The following is a 17414-nucleotide window of genomic DNA, read 5'->3' on the forward strand; positions in this document are numbered from 1 at the left end:
AATAATTTAAATAAAAAAGTCATTTTTCGTTGTAGGAAAATATTAAATTTTTAAATAAAAGACATAATTAATTAAAATTATAATTTGCTATTAATATCTTTTTAAAAATATTTACAATTATTTTAATAGGTTATGCAAGAAGTCTATTAATGGTAATAAAGAAGAAATAAAAATTTTATTTTTTTCATATAAAGTTGAAGAAACAACAGTATGCATAATATCAGTATATTTTGATAAATCCGAATTATATTTTGATGTAACACCAATTACATTTACCCCATTATTTTTGGCTTCCTTAGCTGCTGCTATTAAGCCGTTGTTTTTCCTTCTAAACTTACACAGATTAATAAATCATCTGGTTGGATTAAGCTGGCACGAGTAATAATATTATTTTCATTTTCTACCAACAAACTACAAGTAAAGCCAAAACTAAATAAACGGGTAGCTAGTTCTTTTACTGCTAAAGGTGAAATTCCTAAACCTGCTAAATAAATTCCTTTCGCTTTTTTTAATAAAGTAACTGTGTTTAAAAACTTAACATCATCAAAAGTTTGCTGATTACGCTCTAGCATATCTTGATAATATAAAAAAATACTTTCTGTTTCATCTAAATGCAAATTATTGGTTTCTAAACGTTCTTGTTCTGCAACTATTGCAATAATAAAATCACTATAACCAATAAAGCCTAACTTTTTAATTAAAGAATAAATTGGTGAATAACCGATTCCAGTCGCTTTTGATAAATCTTCAATTTTAAGGTTTCGAATATTATGAATATTTTCACGAATATAGTTTGCAATTTTAATTTCTTTTTTTTGTGCAAGTTCCTTGAATCATTGATAATTTTGAGAGAATTGAAATATTATCCATTGTTTTAATAATCTCAACGATTATTTTGTTGAGCCATTACAAAATCTTTATCAACAATATCTGATGACCAGACTTTATTAATTAAATCATCAGTAAAATACATTCAAGGTAATAATTTATTAACATAAATTTTATGATCATTTACTCGTTGATTTGGGGTTGAAATAATATGTGACCAATTTGCTAATTTAACTGCTTTTGACATATCTTTCCCAGAAATTACTACAATCGTTACTCCTTTTTCTTTTGCAATTGTTAATGCTTTGTTAACTGCTTCATTATCACCAAATAATGAATAAGCTAGAATTAAATCATTTTTATTCATAATCCGAGAACGAACCATTAAGTCTTCTTCATTTTCATTTAGATTAAAAGCATTAAAACCAAAACGATATAATTCTAGCGCTAATGTTTGTGACAATGCATTTGTTGAACCCATCCCAATTACAAAAATTCGATATGCTCCTTTAATTGCATTAATTGTTTGATTCACCTTTTCATTATTAATCATCGTATCATTTTGATTCAGAATATCAAAATATGTTTTCTTCATTAGACTCTCCATATTTTCAAAATCTAATGATTTAATTTCAATATCAGCAGCAATCGCAATTAAAAAGTCTCGATAACCATTAATCTGCATTTTTTGTAACAAACCATATATTGCACTATAACCAGTATTTACTTGTTGCGCTAAAACTTCAATATTCATTGTTGTTACTTCCTTCATATTTTCTTTAATATATTTAATAATTTCATTTTCTTTTTTAGTAAAATTTTTTGAATCGAATGTTTCTAATTTTGATAAAAATGATGCCATTTTATCTAATCTCCTTTTATGTTATTTTCCAGTAGTTCTTGTGCTGCTAAGCGAGCAATCATTGCAGCATTATCAGTACAATATTCTAATTTTGGAATAACTATTTTTAAATTTGGTGTTGCTAAATTTAAAATTGCTGCTCGTAATGCGCTATTAGCTGAAACTCCACCGACTAACGTAACCATTTGCGGCTGAAAATTTTGAATTGCTAATTTTGTTTTTCGCATAATAATATCAACACATGTTTTTTGAAATGTCACACAAAAATTAGACAAGTTAATTTTAGTATTACGTTGTTCTTTTGCAATTAAATTAGCTACAGCTGATTTTAATCCGCTAAAAGAGAAATTATAACTTTGATCATTTAATGGTAGTGATAAGTGATATTGTGTTGTTGTTGTTCCTGTAGCTGCAAGCTTATCAATAATAGGTCCGCCCGGATACCCTAAGTCCAGCATTCGAGCAACCTTATCATAACATTCACCAATTGCATCATCCAATGTTGAGCCTAAAATTTCAAAATTCAAATGTTTTTTCATTAATATTAACTGAGTATGGCCACCACTAACTAGCACTGCTAAAAGAGGAAATAAAAAATCATTATCGATTGCACTAGAATAGATATGACCATATAAATGGTTTAAAGGTAAAATTGGAATTTCTAAATAATTAGACAATGTTTCTGCTATTGTTTTCCCAATATGTAGTGCTCCAATTAAACCAGGTTTTGCTGTGTATGCAATGTATTGTAATTCTATTATATGAATATTAGCTTTTTGCAAAGCTTCAAGTAGAACATAAGAAAAGTTTTTTAAATGTAACCGCGAAGCAAGTTCTGGCACAACTCCACCGTATTTTGTATGTTCCTTAATTTGTGATGAAATAATATTTGCTAAAATTTTTCCATTCTTAAAAATAGCAATACTAGTTTCGTCACAGCTTGTCTCAATTGCAAGAATTACCATTTCATCTACCTCCTCATTATTATATAATAATTTTTCCTTAAAAAATACTAAGAAAGAAACAAGTAACAAAAATATACAAAAAAATAATAGATAAATCTATTATTTTTTAATTTTTGTATATTTAATAAAATTACCCTAAATAACCTTGTTATCCTTCATTACTTTTTCAATCCCTGCAATTGCAGCGTCTTCATCAGAACCACTTGCAACAATTTCTACTTCTGCACCTTGATGAATTCCTAATGCAATAATAGTCATGATTGATTTTAAGTTAGCAGTTTTTCCTCCTGAGAAAATAGTAATATCTGACTGGTATTTTCCTGCTTCTCCTACAATTAATGCCGCTGGACGTGCATGCATCCCAACAGGATCAGCGATAACAGCTTTAAATGATGCCATTAAATTTCCTCCTTTAAAATATACTAACTCATTATATCAAAAAAAAACAAAAATAAGTATATTATCCTTTAACAATTTTTTATGTTTTTAAATAAAAATTTCAATTATTTGGTATTGTTATTTTCTTTTATGATTCCACTTTTTTAATTGCTTGACTATCTGCTGAAATAATCTTGACATTATAAGGATGCGGAAAAACAATTTGGACATTTTGCGCAATAATTTTAACAACAATTCCAATTCCAAATAATTCATGACTAACCGTATCATTTACTTTTCATGGATTAGTTTTAAAAGCTGATTCAATGTTCTTATTAAGATTAAAGACAGTTCGTGATTGTTTTTCACTTTGATTATTATAAGAAATAGTAATTGACTTTGGCTTACTAAACAATCTTTCGCTATTAACTTTTTCATAAAAATCGTTATATAACTCTTTAATAAATCGTGATTCAAAGCGTTCATTACCTGTAATATATGAATAACCATCAGCATAACTAATAAACAACAATTCTTCTGCTCTTGTAATGGCAACGTATAAGGCTCGACGCTCTTCTTCTAATTGTTCAGTTCCCATCTTAATAGCTTGTGTCGTTGGAAAGATTCCTTCATTTAAACCAACAATAAAAACAACCTTTTTTTCTAATCCCTTTGCATTATGAATTGTCATTAAAGAAATAGTATTATCAGTTAAATTAGCACTATCACTATCAGTTTGTAATGAAATTAATTGTAAATATTCACTTAATAATTCTGTTCCTGCTAATTCCTTATTTTGCTGATCAAATTTACCAACTGACGCAATTAATTCTAAAATATTTTCTTCTCGTTCTTCTTCATAGTTATCTCGTAAACGCTGCAAATAACCTGTTTTATCTAAGAGAAGAACTAATAAACTTTCAACTGATTTAGCAGTTGGTAATTGTGCTAATGCTAGCACAATTGCTTCTCGCACTTTATTTAAACTATGTTGAAGATTTAATGGCAATAAATCAAAATGTTGCTCTAGTAATGTTGTAAACATTATTTGTTGCTTTTTTAATATTTGCATAATTTGTTCAAATGCTTTTGGACCAATTTTTGGCGTTAACAACAAAATCCGTTCAATGGCTAAAGAATCATTATTCATAATTATTTTTAAAAAAGCAAGTGCATTTTTAATTTCTTTTCGTTCATAAAATTTAAAAGCCCCAAAAACACGATATGAAAGACCATAATCAGCAAGGGCCGTTTCTAAATCACGTGATAAGTAATTGGCACGATATAAAATTAAAATATCATTATAATCATAATTTTCTTCTTTAATTAAAGTTTTAATTTTACGAGCTACAAAATCACTTTCATCACTACTATTAGCACCGTGATATAAAATTGGTAATTGCCCTGAAGCTTTGATAGTAAATAAATCTTTTTCAATCCGATTTTTATTACGAATAATCAAATTATTAGCTAATGATAAAATGCTTTGTGTTGACCGATAGTTTTCATTTAAAACAATTGTTTGTGTATGCGGAAAATATTTATCAAAATTTAAAATTAAATTAATTTTTGCTCCCCGTCACGAATAAATTGTTTGATCAGGGTCCCCAACAATAGTAATATTGTGATTATCACCGACTAATCATTTAATAATATCAAATTGTAATTCATTGGTATCTTGAAATTCATCAACTAAAAAATAATCAAAACGATTTTGTCATTTTTTTAATACTTCCCCATTATTTTTAAATAACTTATATGTTAATAAAATTAAATCATTAAAATCAACGCTATTTATTTCTCGTAAACGTTTTTCATAAGTGTCATAAACTTCTGCTCATCGCATTTCATCACCATTTGCTGATGCTTTTGCGCTATTAGGGCTAATAAAGTCATTTTTTCATTTCGAAATAAAATTCTTCACCATTTTTGCTTCTTGTGCGTCATATTTCACAGGTAATGTTTTATAAATATTACGAATGATACTATCTTGGTCTGCCATATCAATAATATTAAAATGACGATCATAATTTAAATGAATAATATCTTCTCGTAAAATACGAACACATAGGGCATGATAAGTTGCAACCATACAACGCTGGCCACTATTTCCAATCATCTCAACAATACGGCTTCTCATTTCATTAGTAGCTTTATTAGTAAATGTAACAGCACAAATGCGTCATGGTTGCAAATTAGCATATTTAATTAAATATGCAATTTTATTAGTAATAACGCGTGTTTTACCACTTCCAGCTCCAGCAATAATTCGCACTGGTCCAGTAATTGTTAAAACAGCTTCGCGTTGATTTGGATTTAAACTTTCAATAAATTCATTGACCATGATATTCTGCCTTTCTTTACAAACAATTACATTTTACCCTATAATTCATCAATTTCTTTTAAAATTTCATCAGAAATATTTCCTGGTTGGTTTTCTTGTAAATGAATATGTTTTGTTTTTCTTGTTATTAATTCTTTTGGTATTGTTGGTGCTTTTTTAGGAATTGGTTTTTTCTTGACAGTAAATAAATTAAAATGACGATCAAATAAAATTTGATGATTTGAATTTAACACTAAACCAAAAATTAAACCAAGGTATCATAAAAAATAAATTGTTGTGATAGTTCGAATAATAATTAAAGCAATTGGATTTTTATTAGTTGTCCGAAACAAATCACTTAAACTAACTTCAAAAATTAAATTTAAACTTAAATTTGTCAATAAAACAACAAATCAAGGTAAAAATGTAATAAATAATTCACGGGTAAAAATAACTACTAACTTTAATTTTGCCTCACTCGTAACTAATTTAATTTGAAAACAAAATTTTCCAATTGTTTTACCATCTCAAAAATAAGGAATAAGAACAAAATAAAGAAAGAAAAGAACAAAAGTAACAGCAATAACTAAAATAGGCGCTCAAATTATTCGAGCTTGATCTCAATACTTCATCGTTAAAGTTAATACTAAGGGAATTAAACTCGCTAAAATAATATCAAAGAAACGAACAAAAATCACACGAACTGGACGCGCTAATTGATGAAGCTGATATTCTTCTTCTGGTTTTAACATCATCGTAGCAGCTGAATTTTTATTGTTTGCTAATTCTTGCATTATTTATTTTGTATTTTCCAGTTTTCAATGTTTAATAAAACCTTTAATATCAGCAACAATCATTTTAAATTGTGGTTCTTTTACATTTTTAAGATATTTATTTTTCATAAAACTTTTATAACGACGTTCTAATTTATTTTCGGCACTATGGATAGCTTTAATTGATAATCTTTTATTGTTTTGTAAACTAACAATTTCTAAAAATGTTACTAAGCAAAAGCGAATAAAAGCATACTCTAATTCTTCTTGATATTCACGATATAAATTTAAATCACGATATAAATTAAAAATATAAATTCATTGTTTAATTAAATCAAAAACACTATAATTGACAATTCCTAATTCATAATCAACTAGCACATCTTTAATTGCAACATATCCCCCAGTATAAACTAATGCGTTATAAATAAAGAAAGTATCAGTACGACGATAATCAAGTAATGTAATATTTTTTTGTAAAATAAGGTTTCGACGAAATATCTTTGTAAAAAGCGAGCAATTAACATATGCTAACACTTCTTTATTAGTTTTAGGCGACAGTAAAACATTACATTTATTTCAAATTTCACTTTTTTCTTTTGAATTCGCATAATGTAACCGAAATTCAAGCATATCAACTTTTTTATGCTCAACTTGATATGCTTCAACTTTTTCTTTTAAAACTGCAACTGCTGTTTTATGAATTGTCTGTCCTTCATCAACAATCATAAAAAAATCTCCTTGTGCAATTGAAATAGCAGTATTAATACCATATGAAAAGCCTTGACTTCGTAAATTTGTAATTACTTGAATTTGTTTACCAATATTATTATAAAAGCATTCATTCATAAATTCTAAGAGTGGTGATTTTGGTTGGAATCCACTATCATCAATTAAAACAATTTCATAATCGTCACTTGTTTGTTTCTTAATTGATAGTAAAGTCTTCATTAATTTTGTCTGATTATTTTGTACTACAATAAGAAATGATAAAAACATTCTAATCCCCTCTCTCAATCAATTCTTGCCATAATTATAACATTTTATCTCTTTTTAGTATAATTATTATATTAGAAAAGTAAAATAATTTACAAGTTTAAAAAGAAGGGTTCATCAAATGACAAATGAAACATTACAAAAAATTTTGCAAAAAAAGAAATTACAACTGATGATAAAAAATATTTCGAACAATTTTTGATGTCTTGAGCACTTTATTTACTGATGAAAATCAGCTTTCAACTTTAACAAGTGGCTATAATATTAATCATTATCAACAAGTTTGATTTTCTAATATTGTTTCTCTCACCCAAAAAGTATTAGCAATTAAAAGGGATATGCAAATTATATGTCCGATAACTGAAATTATATTTATTATTTTAATGACACAAATGATCAGACAAAACAACAAAAATTAGGCGAAAAACAATTAGAACGTCAAACCCAATTAATTACTTTTGCAAAATTAAATGAAAAAGAATTAGGTGTTGGTTATCATTTTGTTGGTGTTTTTACATTTATTGGCTTTCTTGATAAAGATTACAAAACAATGATTTATCAAAAAACTAAAAATAGTTATCAACTTAATAAATAATTTAAAAAACCATACTAAGAAAGTATGGTTTTTTAAAATTGATAGTTATTATTTTTATTTGCTTTTGCTTCTAATCGTTGTTTTCTAATTAATTCTCGGGTCATTTTTTTAACTCGGGCATAATCAAACGGATTTCGTTTTCCTGCTCCAGCTTTAATATGTTTGCCAAAAATATTAATTTTTCAAACTCAATTTCTTTGTTTAAATCGTATAATAGCTCCCTTCATGTTAAACATAAAGCCCTACTCATTTATGGTACACAATAATTACCAATTTTTCAATTCATTCACAAGAAAATTAAAAAATGGGTCAAATACTTTATTAAGGATTCGGTACGATTATTATTTTTAAAAATAATTAAGTTAAAACTTCATATCCAGTCGGAGTAATTAAAATTGTATCTTCAAAATGGGCACTACATAAATGTAACGCTGACACTGGTGTTCAATTATCATCTAACATTTTAATTGCTTTAGTCCCAATTTGAACCATTGGTTCAATACAAATTGTCATTCCAGCTTGTAAGCGCATTCCTATCCCCGCTGTTCCAACATTAGGAATCATTGGTTCTTCATGTAATTCACGCCCAATTCCATGACCAGTAAATTCAGTTGGTAAGAAAAAACCTTCTCCTTCAACATATGTTTGAATTGTTTCACCAATATCACCAATTCGTACTCCTGGTTTTAAAATTGCGGTTGCTTTTGCTAGTGCTGTTTCAGTGACAGTTAATAACTTCACATGTTCTCTTGTGCGCGGTTTTCCAACAATTACAGTAAAAGCGCCATCACTATTATAACCTTCATATGAACAACCCGCATCAACAGAAACAAGGTCACCTTCCACAAATGGCGTATGATTTGGAATTCCATGCACTAAAACTTCATTTAAAGAAACACAAATAGTCGCGGAAAAACCATATAAACCTTTAAAATTTGGTTGGCAATTATTTGCTCGAATAATTTCTTCTGCGCGTTGATTAAGCATAACGCCTGTTACTCCTGGTTTAATCATCGCTTTTAATTCTTGAAGAATTTGTTTTAATGTTAAACAAGCTTTGCGCATATATTCAATTTCTTGGTCTGTTTTAATTGTAATCATCGTTAAATTCCTTTCAGATTTTATTTTATCATAAAAAGAAAAAAACTAACAACACAACAGTTAGTTTTTTGGTTAGACTAATTCAATAATCACCATCGGAGCATTATCTCCTTTACGATTATCTAATTTTAAAATGCGTGTATAACCACCATCACGAGTTTTATATTTTTTGGCAATGCCATTAAATAATTTTTGTAATGCGGTTTCCTTTTCATTTGCATCAATATCACGTAAAAAACTAGCAGCACGACGACGAGCATGTAAATCTTGTCGTTTTCCTAGTGTCACTAATTTATCAACATGACGGCGTAATTCTTTGGCGCGTGTTTCTGTTACTTCCAACCGTTCATTAATAATTAATTCGGTTGCTAAATTACGCATTAAGCCATTTCTTCATGCAGTATTTTTCCCTCTTTTTTGTTGGTATGACACCTTTTTTCACCTCTCTTAATCACGTCGAAAGTGTAAACCTAATTGGGCCACTTTGTCTTTAATTTCTGTTAATGATTTTTTCCCTAAGTTTCTAATTTCTTGAATTTCATCTTCTGATTTTGAAACTAAATCACGTAAAGTATCAATTTTTGCTCTTTTTAAGCAATTTTGTGAACGTTGCGTAAACTCTAGTTCATCAATGCTACGATCTAATTCATCTTCTTCCGCTTCTGCTTCAGATGAAATAATTTGGGTTGCTTTAATTGCTTCATTCAAGTTAACAAAGAATTCTAAATGCTCAGTAATAACTTTTGCTGCCATTGCAACAGCGTTAACTGGCGTAATTGAACTATCAGTTTGAATTTCTAATTCTAATTTTTCTAAGTCAGCATTTTTCCCCACCTTTGTTGGTTCAACATTATATGCCACACGCTGAATTGGACAATAATTTGAATCAATTACAATTAAATCAGCATATTTTTTTTCTTTTTTATTATCTGTAAATGATTTATACCCACGTGAATTACGAGCATGTAGCTCCAAGTCTAATTCTCCACCTTTAGCAATTGTTGCTAATAATAAATCACCATTGATAACTTCTACTCCAGTTGGGACAACTAAATCTCTTGCATAAATTTCTCCTTCTTTTGAAGAAACTACTTTTAAAATTACTGATTCTCCATCTGGAATAATATCTTGATTAATTTTTAATACTAAATTTTTAATATTTAAAATTATTTTTGTAACATGTTCAACAACACCGGGAATAGCAGTAAATTCATGCGAGGCACCTTTAATTCGAACAGCAAAAACAGCGGCTCCTGGTGTTGCTGATAGTAATGTTCGACGTATCGCATTTCCTAATGTAACACCAAATCCTCGTTCTAACGGTTCAACTAAAAATTTTCCGTAATTATTGGCTTTATCTTCTGCTTGTAATTTAAATTCTGGTCTAATAAATTGTTTCATCGCCTAATCTTTCTCCTATCCTCTTGGTCTTTTTGGTGGACGTGCCCCATTGTGAGGAATTGGCGTTACATCTTTAATTGAAGTGATTTCTAATCCAATTGCTTGAATGCTCCGTACCGCAGCATCACGCCCTGGGCCTGGCCCTTTTACTTCAACTTGAACACTACTCATTCCGTGTTCTTGGCTTGCTTTTCCAGCTGCTTCAGCAACCATTTGGGCAGCATAAGGAGTTGACTTCTTACTTCCTTTAAAACCCATTGCTCCTGCTGATGCTCATGAAATGACATTACCCGATTCATCAGAAAGGGTAACAATTGTATTATTGAAAGTTGAATGAATATGTGCAATTCCTTTTAGGACATTTTTTTTAACTTTTTTCTTATTCGTTTTTTTTCTAACAGCCATAATTGTTCTCCTTATCTACTATTTTTTCTTATTAGCAACTGTTTTACGTGGTCCTTTAACTGTTCGTGCATTTTGCTTTGACGACTGTCCGCGTGCTGGCAAACTTTTACGATGACGCATTCCACGATAACTACCAATTTCCATTAAACGTTTAATATTCAAGGCAACTTCACGTCGTAAGTCTCCTTCGGTTTTTAATTTGGCAATTTCATTTCTAATTGTTGTTAATTCATCTTCTGATAAATCTTTCACACGAATATCTTCTGATATTTTTGCTTCTTTTAAAATTTGTTGTGATTGTGGTTTTCCAATTCCATAAATATATGTTAACGCAATTACTACGCGCTTATCATTTGGAATATCTACTCCGCCAATACGTGCCATATTCTTTTCCTCCCTTTTTAACCTTGTCGTTGTTTATGTTTTGGCTGTGAACAAATTATCATCACACGCCCTTTTCTTCTAATTACACGACATTTGTCGCAGATTTTTTTAACTGATGATCTTACTTTCATCGTGTATTCTCCTTTACCAAAATTTTTGTTATTTTGTTTATTTATGTCTAAAAACAATACGCCCACGTTCTAAGTCATAAGGTGACATTTCAACAACTACTGTATCGCCGGGTAAAATGCGAATGTAATTCATCCGGATTTTACCCGAAACGTGAGCTAAAATAGTTGCACCATTTTCTAATTGCACCTTAAACATTGTATTTGGTAATACTTCTAAAATTGTTCCTTGTACTTCTAATAAATCAGTTTTGGCCATTTTATCTATTACCTCCAATCTCCGTTATTTTAAAACTGCCATAATTTGATCTCAGACAGCATTTCCTTCCATATCAGCATCAATAACGGTTAATACTTGCTGATTTAAATAATATTCAATTAACGGTGCAGTATCAGCATGATATGCCGCTAATCTAATTTTAATTTTTTCTTCATTATCATCTTTACGTTGTACTAATGGGGTTTGATCATCATCACAAACTCATGCCACTTTTGGGGGCACTGCTGTTTTATGATATGTTCGTCCACAAGTTGGACAAGTTAAACGTCCCGTAATTCGTTCGATTAACTTTGCTTCATCAATTTCAAAATATAATGTATGATCAACCCTGCTATTTAGTTTTTGCAATAATTGATCTAATTTTTTTGCTTGCGCAATTGTGCGCGGAAAACCATCTCAAATTAAATCACCAGTTACTGTTTGTAAATGATTTTCAACCATTTGAATCATAATATCATCAGGAACTAATTTTCCCTGGTCAGCATACTGTTGGCACAAAATACCTAATGGTGTGTTTTGCTTAGTATTATCACGAATAATATTACCGGTTGAAATATGCGTAAAACCAAACTTTTTAACTAAATGGTCTGATTGGGTTCCTTTTCCACTACCAGGAGCTCCTAACAAAATAAAATTTCGCATTAATTTTCCTCTGGCTTTCTATCATAAATATGAATCTTTAGTATCATCCGTTAATTGTTGCGACTTTTTATCAATAAACGCTTGTTGCGTAATTCGTCCTTTAACTTGACGCATTGTTTCTAATGCGACTGATACCATAATAATTAATCCTGTTCCTCCAATTGCTAATGCACTTGGTAAAGCTGTTAATTTACTAATCACATAAGGTAAAATTGCAATTGCCGCCAAAAAGACTGACCCTAAAATACTTAAACGGTTAATTGTTCCCTTAATGTATTTTTCAGTTTCTTTCCCGGGGCGAATACCAGGAATAAAGGTTCCGGCCTTTTGAAAATTCTCAGCAATTTTTTCAGGATTCATTTGCACTTGTGAATATAAGAAAGTAAATAAAATTGTTAAAATCGCATAAATAATAATTCCTGGTCATGTACTAAACGATAAATAATTATTGGTAAATTGCACAAAACCATTATTTGGATTACTTACACTAATAATCTGTGCAACAGTAATTGGGGCTGAAATTAATGCCGAGGCAAAAATTACGGGAATAACTCCAGCGGAATTAATTTTTAATGGTAAGAAGGGGCGGGTTTCTTCATTTCCAAATATCAAACCACTTCCAGTTTGCTGAATTGGCAATTTCCGTTCTGATTCATTTAACATTACAACAAATAAAACCACTAATAAGAACATTACAACATACACTAAGAATTTTAAAATTCCATCAAATAATAAGTTAATGTCTTCTTGTCCTGAAATTCAGAATTTAAAAGTTGTTTGTAAATTATTTGGTAATTGCGCAACAATTCCAGCAAAAATAATTAATGAGACCCCATTACCAATCCCTCTAATTGTCATTTGATCTGCTAATCAAAGCATTAACATTGTTCCTGCAATTAAGGCGGTTGGAACTAATGTATAATAAAAGATCGGACTTCCTGTTCCAAAATCAGATGAATCTCATTTTGGAGAAATAATGCCTTGGTTTGCCATAGTAAAAATTGTGGCAATTCCTTGCATAATTGCAAATGGAATTGTTAATCACTTTGTTAAGCTATCTAATTTTTTCCGCCCACGTTTTCCACTTTTTGCTCAGCGTGATAAAGGAGGAATTACATCAGTTGATAATAACTGTACAATAATCGAAGCAGTAATATATGGTGATACTCCTAAAGCTAAAATTGAAAACTTTCCAAGCGTTCCTCCTCCTAACATTGAAATCAAACTAAAGAACTGATCATTGTTTGATAAATCTTGAAAGTCAGGTGAAATTTTTACGCCTGGGACTGTTAAATAACTACCTAAACGAATTAAAACTAAAATTAATAAAGTAAAACAAATTCGTTTAATCAAATCTTTATTTTTAACAAAAAAGTTTGATGATTTAACAATGTCAACCTCGCGATTATGGCGAGTCATTTTTCTTTTTTTCGCTTTAGTTTTCACTATATTACCTCCACTTTTCCTCCAGCTTTTTCAATTGCTGTTTTTGCAGTTTGCGAAACTTTGTTAACTTTAACATTAACACTCTTAGATATTGTACCATTACCTAAGATTTTAATTAATTCTTTTTCATTTTTTAGCACTTTTTTGGCAACTAATGTTTGATGGTTAATTTCATTCAATCCTAATTTTTCCAAATCACTTAAGTTTAATAAGACATATTTTTTGGTTGTTAAATTAGTAAAACCAACCTTTGGTAAACGACGGAAGATAGGAGTTTGTCCCCCTTCAAATCCAGGGCGAACACCACCACCGGTGCGGGCATTTTGCCCTTTATGTCCTTTACCAGCTGTTTTTCCTAATCCTGATGAAGTTCCTCGTCCTAGTCGTTTCTTACTATGACGGGCTCCATCAGTATACTGTAATCCGTTTAATTTCATTGTTCTGTCCTCTTATCCTTGTAACTCTTCTACGGTTTTACCACGTAATTTTGCAATTTGATCAATTGTTCGTAAATTACTTAAACCATCTAATGTTGCACGAATCATATTAATTGGGGTATTTGATCCTAATGATTTTGTATAAACATCTGCTAAACCTGCTAATTCAATCACAGCTCGGGCTGGTCCTCCAGCAATAATTCCTGTCCCTTTGCGAGCTGGTTTAATTAATACTTTTCCTGCTCCAAAATGACCAATAACTTCATGTGGAACAGTTGTTCCCACTAGTGGCACTTTTACTAATTGTTTTTTTGCCTCTTTAATTGCTTTTTTGATTGCATCAGGAACTTCGTTTGCTTTTCCAGTCCCAAAACCAACGCGACCTTTTTTATCACCAATCACAACAACTGCCGCAAAGCGGAAATGGCGTCCTCCTTTTGTTACTTTAGTAACCCGACGAATTGTTACGACTTTTTCTTCAAACATATTTTCATCACTACGACGATCATTATTACGTTCAAAACGTTGATTGCCTTGCCGAAAATTATGTTGTGGTCCTTCTTTTTTTGCTGCTGGTTGAGCTGAGTTTCCTGTATTTGGTTTTAAATCTGTTTTATTCTCTGCCATATCTTCTTATTGCTCCTTTTAAAATTTCAGTCCTGCTTTACGAGCAGCCTCTGCAAATGCTTTTACTTTGCCATGGTATAAATATCCACCGCGATCAAATACTACCGTTGTAACTTTTTTATCAAGTGCTTTTTTTGCAATTTCAGTGCCAACTTTTTCTGCCGCTGCAATATTGCTTGTTGATTTTAAACCAGCCATTTTTAATGTTGAGGCTGCAACAATTGTTTTTTGCTTCACATCATCAATTAATTGAGCATAAAAATGTCCATTTGATTTAAACACATTTAAACGAGGAACAGCTGTTGTACCATTAATTTTGGCACGAACACGAAAATGTCTTCTTTTTCGTTTTGCACTACGACTTTGACTTTGTAAATTTGCCATTGTTGATATTCCTTTCTTCTGCTATTTACCAGCAGATTTTCCTTCTTTACGGATAATGTGTTCGTTTTTGTATTTAACTCCTTTACCTTTGTAAGGTTCTGGCTTACGATAATTTCTGATGTTTGCAGCTACTTCCCCAACTAATTGTTTTGAAATTCCTTCTACAATAATTTGTGTTGGTTTTGGAAGTGTAATTGTAATTCCTTGCGGAATTTTATATTCAATTGGATGAGAATATCCTAAACTTAACGTTAACTTATCACCAGCTAACGCCGCACGATACCCTACTCCATTAATTTCTAATTCTTTTTTGAAACCTTTGCTGACACCTTCTAACATTCCTTGAATTAAAGAATTAATTGTGCCATGTAATTGCTTACTATGTTTCACATCATTTGCTCTAGTTGTTATCACAACACCTTCTTTGACGGCAACAGTAATAACACTTGGAATTGCTTGTTCTAATTGTCTTTTTGCGCTTTTTACAATAACATTATTTGGTTGAATTGTTACTTCAACACCAACTGGAATTTTTAACTTTCTATTACCAATTCGAGACATTGTTTTGCTCTCCTTTAAATATTTCTATCACACATAAGCAATAACTTCGCCACCCAAGTGAGCTTGTTTTGCTGCTTTGTCTGTCATAATTCCTTGATTTGTTGAAATAATTGCAATTCCCATCCCATTTAAAACTTGAGGTACTTCTTCAACGGTTACATAAACTCTTAAACCTGGTTTTGAGATTCGTTTTAATCCTGAAATAACTTTTGTTTTACCTTTATACTTTAAAGTTAACGTTAAGTCTTTTTTAATATCTCCTGATACTTTAAAGTCTTCGACATAGCCTTCTTCTTTCAAAATCTCAGCAATTCTTACTTTCATTTTACTTGACGGCATTTTTACACTTTTGTGTAAACGTTGATTAGCATTGCGAATTCTTGTTAACATATCAGCGATTGTATCAATCATCATAATTAATTAGTCTCTCTTTCTATCATGAAGCTTTTCTAACCCCAGGAATTTGTCCTTTACTTGCTAAATTTCTAAAGCATAAACGACATAAATCAAATTTACGTAACACAGCATGAGGTCGTCCACAGTTTCCACATCGAGTATAACCTCTTACCTTGAATTTTGGATGGCATTGTTGTTTAACTTTTAATGATTTTTTGGCCATATCTTCTTTCCTCCTATTTTTTAAATGGCATTCCCATTTTGCTTAATAATGCTCGAGCATCAGCATCATTTGTTGCACTTGTGACAATTGTAATATCCATTCCCCGTACTCTTTTAACTTTATCATAGTCAATTTCAGGGAAAATAATTTGTTCTTTAATTCCTAAGGTATAATTTCCACGCCCATCAAAGGCATCTTTATTAAGCCCACGGAAATCTCTTACTCGTGGTAAAGCAATGTTGATTAGTTTATCTAAAAACTGATACATTTTTTTCCCACGTAAAGTAACTTTTGTTCCAATTGGCATTCCTTCACGTAATTTAAAGGAAGCAATTGAACCTTTAGCTTTGGTAACAACTGGTCGTAACCCAGTTATTAATGCTAATTCATTTGTAATATCTTCAATTACTTTACTATTTTGTGTTGCATCCCCAGCTCCCATGTTAACAACAATTTTTTTAACAACAGGAACTTGCATTATTGATTGAAAACCTTGCTCTTTGAATAATTCTTTAACAATTGTATTCTTATATTTTTTTTCTAAATTAACATTCATTATTAATCATTATTCCTTTCTACGCTAAATGCGCTTTTGATTTACGAGCAATGCGAACTTTTTTACCATTATCAGCAATTTGATAACTAATTTTAGTAACTTCTTTTTTATTTTTTGGATCAATTAATGCAACATTTGAAATATGAACTGAAGCGGGAACTTGTTGAATTCCTCCTTCAGTGTTATCTTGTGAAGGTTTCACATGTTTAATATTTGTAATTCCTTCAATTACCACACGACTTTTTTCACGTAAGACACGAATGATTGGACCTTCTGTTCCTTTATGTTTTCCGGCTATAACTTTCACTAAGTCACCTTTTTTAAATTTAACTTTATTCATAAATAGTCTCCTATAATACTTCTGGTGCTAATGATGCAATTTTTACAAAATCAGCATCTTTAACTTCCCGGGCGATTGGCCCAAAAATCCGTGTTCCACGTGGGTTTTTATCATCTTTAATTAATACTACAGCATTTTCTGAAAATTGAATTTGTGTTCCATCACTTCGTTTTAAACCACGTTTAGTACGCACGATAACCGCTTTAACAACTTGTCCTTTTTTGACAATTCCACCCGGGGTTGCTTTTTTAATTGTACATACAACGATATCCCCAATATTAGTAAACTTTCGTCATGAACCACCCAAATTTTTAATTACTAACACTTCTTTTGCCCCAGAGTTATCAGCAACTTTTAATCTTGATTCTTGTTGGATCATTTTT

General features: G+C 30.5%; 27 protein-coding genes and 1 pseudogene. 1 reads left to right on the plus strand and 27 read right to left on the minus strand.

The features are described 5' to 3' along the window. Positions 1 to 117: 117 nt before the first annotated feature. The 8 genes from EHU54_RS00235 to EHU54_RS00270 form a co-directional block, all read right to left on the minus strand. On the minus strand, positions 118 to 348 hold the full coding sequence (locus tag EHU54_RS00235; RefSeq protein ID WP_400248342.1) for an SIS domain-containing protein: 231 nt from the start codon (positions 346 to 348) through the stop codon (positions 118 to 120). Further along, positions 309 to 887 carry a MurR/RpiR family transcriptional regulator gene (locus EHU54_RS00240; protein WP_400248294.1) on the minus strand — a complete coding sequence of 193 codons (579 nt, stop codon included), beginning with the start codon at positions 885 to 887 and terminating at the stop codon, positions 309 to 311. Before EHU54_RS00240 ends, EHU54_RS00235 begins: the two co-directional genes overlap by 40 nt. Then, entirely contained in the window at positions 875 to 1690 is an 816-nt protein-coding gene (locus EHU54_RS00245; RefSeq protein ID WP_400248296.1) for a MurR/RpiR family transcriptional regulator, read from the minus strand. Before EHU54_RS00245 ends, EHU54_RS00240 begins: the two co-directional genes overlap by 13 nt. Before the next feature lie 5 nt (positions 1691 to 1695). Then, entirely contained in the window at positions 1696 to 2655 is a 960-nt protein-coding gene (tsaD, locus tag EHU54_RS00250; RefSeq protein WP_400248298.1) for a tRNA (adenosine(37)-N6)-threonylcarbamoyltransferase complex transferase subunit TsaD, read from the minus strand. Between the two features lie 135 nt (positions 2656 to 2790). Next, on the minus strand, positions 2791 to 3054 hold the full coding sequence (locus EHU54_RS00255) for an HPr family phosphocarrier protein (RefSeq protein ID WP_400248300.1): 264 nt from the start codon (positions 3052 to 3054) through the stop codon (positions 2791 to 2793). Between the two features lie 127 nt (positions 3055 to 3181). Continuing rightward, complete coding sequence (locus tag EHU54_RS00260; RefSeq protein ID WP_400248301.1) at positions 3182 to 5377, minus strand: ATP-dependent helicase; 2196 nt, start codon at positions 5375 to 5377, stop codon at positions 3182 to 3184. 38 nt (positions 5378 to 5415) lie between these two features. Then, positions 5416 to 6150, minus strand: a complete 735-nt coding sequence (locus tag EHU54_RS00265) for an RDD family protein (protein WP_400248303.1) — start codon at positions 6148 to 6150, stop codon at positions 5416 to 5418. A 3-nt stretch (positions 6151 to 6153) separates the two neighbouring features. Continuing rightward, a complete protein-coding gene (locus EHU54_RS00270; protein ID WP_400248304.1) occupies positions 6154 to 7128 on the minus strand; it encodes a glycosyltransferase family 2 protein in 975 nt (324 codons plus the stop codon). A gap of 343 nt (positions 7129 to 7471) precedes the next feature. Here EHU54_RS00270 and EHU54_RS00275 point away from each other — a divergent pair. After that, a pseudogene (locus EHU54_RS00275) lies at positions 7472 to 7720 on the plus strand (hypothetical protein); the annotation flags it as partial. Between the two features lie 32 nt (positions 7721 to 7752). On the opposite strand, the gene EHU54_RS00280 reads toward EHU54_RS00275, so the two are convergent. The 19 genes from EHU54_RS00280 to rplN form a co-directional block, all read right to left on the minus strand. Further along, complete coding sequence (locus EHU54_RS00280; RefSeq protein ID WP_400248305.1) at positions 7753 to 7956, minus strand: hypothetical protein; 204 nt, start codon at positions 7954 to 7956, stop codon at positions 7753 to 7755. A gap of 121 nt (positions 7957 to 8077) precedes the next feature. After that, positions 8078 to 8821, minus strand: a complete 744-nt coding sequence (gene map / locus EHU54_RS00285) for a type I methionyl aminopeptidase (protein WP_400248306.1) — start codon at positions 8819 to 8821, stop codon at positions 8078 to 8080. Between the two features lie 72 nt (positions 8822 to 8893). Then, the gene (gene rplQ, locus EHU54_RS00290; protein ID WP_400248308.1) at positions 8894 to 9253 is read right to left on the minus strand and encodes a 50S ribosomal protein L17; all 360 of its coding nucleotides are present in this window, start codon (positions 9251 to 9253) and stop codon (positions 8894 to 8896) included. Positions 9254 to 9268: 15 nt separating this feature from the next. Further along, entirely contained in the window at positions 9269 to 10222 is a 954-nt protein-coding gene (locus tag EHU54_RS00295; protein WP_400248309.1) for a DNA-directed RNA polymerase subunit alpha, read from the minus strand. Positions 10223 to 10237: 15 nt separating this feature from the next. After that, complete coding sequence (gene rpsK, locus EHU54_RS00300; protein ID WP_400248310.1) at positions 10238 to 10627, minus strand: 30S ribosomal protein S11; 390 nt, start codon at positions 10625 to 10627, stop codon at positions 10238 to 10240. 18 nt (positions 10628 to 10645) lie between these two features. After that, positions 10646 to 11011, minus strand: a complete 366-nt coding sequence (gene rpsM / locus EHU54_RS00305; protein ID WP_004028448.1) for a 30S ribosomal protein S13 — start codon at positions 11009 to 11011, stop codon at positions 10646 to 10648. A gap of 17 nt (positions 11012 to 11028) precedes the next feature. Beyond that, the gene (gene rpmJ, locus EHU54_RS00310) at positions 11029 to 11142 is read right to left on the minus strand and encodes a 50S ribosomal protein L36 (RefSeq protein ID WP_004028447.1); all 114 of its coding nucleotides are present in this window, start codon (positions 11140 to 11142) and stop codon (positions 11029 to 11031) included. Between the two features lie 37 nt (positions 11143 to 11179). Beyond that, a complete protein-coding gene (gene infA, locus EHU54_RS00315; RefSeq protein ID WP_004028446.1) occupies positions 11180 to 11398 on the minus strand; it encodes a translation initiation factor IF-1 in 219 nt (72 codons plus the stop codon). Positions 11399 to 11422: 24 nt separating this feature from the next. After that, complete coding sequence (locus EHU54_RS00320) at positions 11423 to 12061, minus strand: adenylate kinase (protein WP_400248311.1); 639 nt, start codon at positions 12059 to 12061, stop codon at positions 11423 to 11425. Positions 12062 to 12079: 18 nt separating this feature from the next. Next, complete coding sequence (gene secY / locus EHU54_RS00325) at positions 12080 to 13480, minus strand: preprotein translocase subunit SecY (protein ID WP_400248343.1); 1401 nt, start codon at positions 13478 to 13480, stop codon at positions 12080 to 12082. A gap of 26 nt (positions 13481 to 13506) precedes the next feature. Further along, entirely contained in the window at positions 13507 to 13944 is a 438-nt protein-coding gene (gene rplO, locus EHU54_RS00330) for a 50S ribosomal protein L15 (RefSeq protein ID WP_053390521.1), read from the minus strand. A 12-nt stretch (positions 13945 to 13956) separates the two neighbouring features. Further along, positions 13957 to 14430 (minus strand): 30S ribosomal protein S5, encoded by a 474-nt coding sequence (gene rpsE, locus EHU54_RS00335; RefSeq protein WP_400248344.1) that lies wholly within the window; start codon positions 14428 to 14430, stop codon positions 13957 to 13959. A 159-nt stretch (positions 14431 to 14589) separates the two neighbouring features. Continuing rightward, positions 14590 to 14955, minus strand: a complete 366-nt coding sequence (gene rplR / locus EHU54_RS00340) for a 50S ribosomal protein L18 (protein ID WP_400248312.1) — start codon at positions 14953 to 14955, stop codon at positions 14590 to 14592. A gap of 21 nt (positions 14956 to 14976) precedes the next feature. Then, on the minus strand, positions 14977 to 15516 hold the full coding sequence (gene rplF, locus EHU54_RS00345) for a 50S ribosomal protein L6 (RefSeq protein WP_400248314.1): 540 nt from the start codon (positions 15514 to 15516) through the stop codon (positions 14977 to 14979). A gap of 24 nt (positions 15517 to 15540) precedes the next feature. After that, positions 15541 to 15930: a 30S ribosomal protein S8 gene (rpsH, locus tag EHU54_RS00350; RefSeq protein ID WP_114564644.1), complete on the minus strand. Its 390-nt coding sequence runs from the start codon at positions 15928 to 15930 to the stop codon at positions 15541 to 15543. Between the two features lie 19 nt (positions 15931 to 15949). Continuing rightward, positions 15950 to 16135, minus strand: a complete 186-nt coding sequence (locus EHU54_RS00355; protein ID WP_004028437.1) for a type Z 30S ribosomal protein S14 — start codon at positions 16133 to 16135, stop codon at positions 15950 to 15952. A gap of 13 nt (positions 16136 to 16148) precedes the next feature. Further along, positions 16149 to 16691 carry a 50S ribosomal protein L5 gene (gene rplE / locus EHU54_RS00360; protein WP_400248316.1) on the minus strand — a complete coding sequence of 181 codons (543 nt, stop codon included), beginning with the start codon at positions 16689 to 16691 and terminating at the stop codon, positions 16149 to 16151. A 19-nt stretch (positions 16692 to 16710) separates the two neighbouring features. After that, positions 16711 to 17031 carry a 50S ribosomal protein L24 gene (gene rplX / locus EHU54_RS00365; RefSeq protein ID WP_400248318.1) on the minus strand — a complete coding sequence of 107 codons (321 nt, stop codon included), beginning with the start codon at positions 17029 to 17031 and terminating at the stop codon, positions 16711 to 16713. 10 nt (positions 17032 to 17041) lie between these two features. Then, complete coding sequence (gene rplN / locus EHU54_RS00370; protein WP_400248320.1) at positions 17042 to 17410, minus strand: 50S ribosomal protein L14; 369 nt, start codon at positions 17408 to 17410, stop codon at positions 17042 to 17044. Positions 17411 to 17414: the final 4 nt, after the last annotated feature.

Source organism: Spiroplasma sp. ald (assembly GCF_044714355.1).
Taxonomy (GTDB): Bacteria; Bacillota_I; Bacilli_A; order Mycoplasmatales; family Mycoplasmataceae; genus Spiroplasma; species Spiroplasma phoeniceum.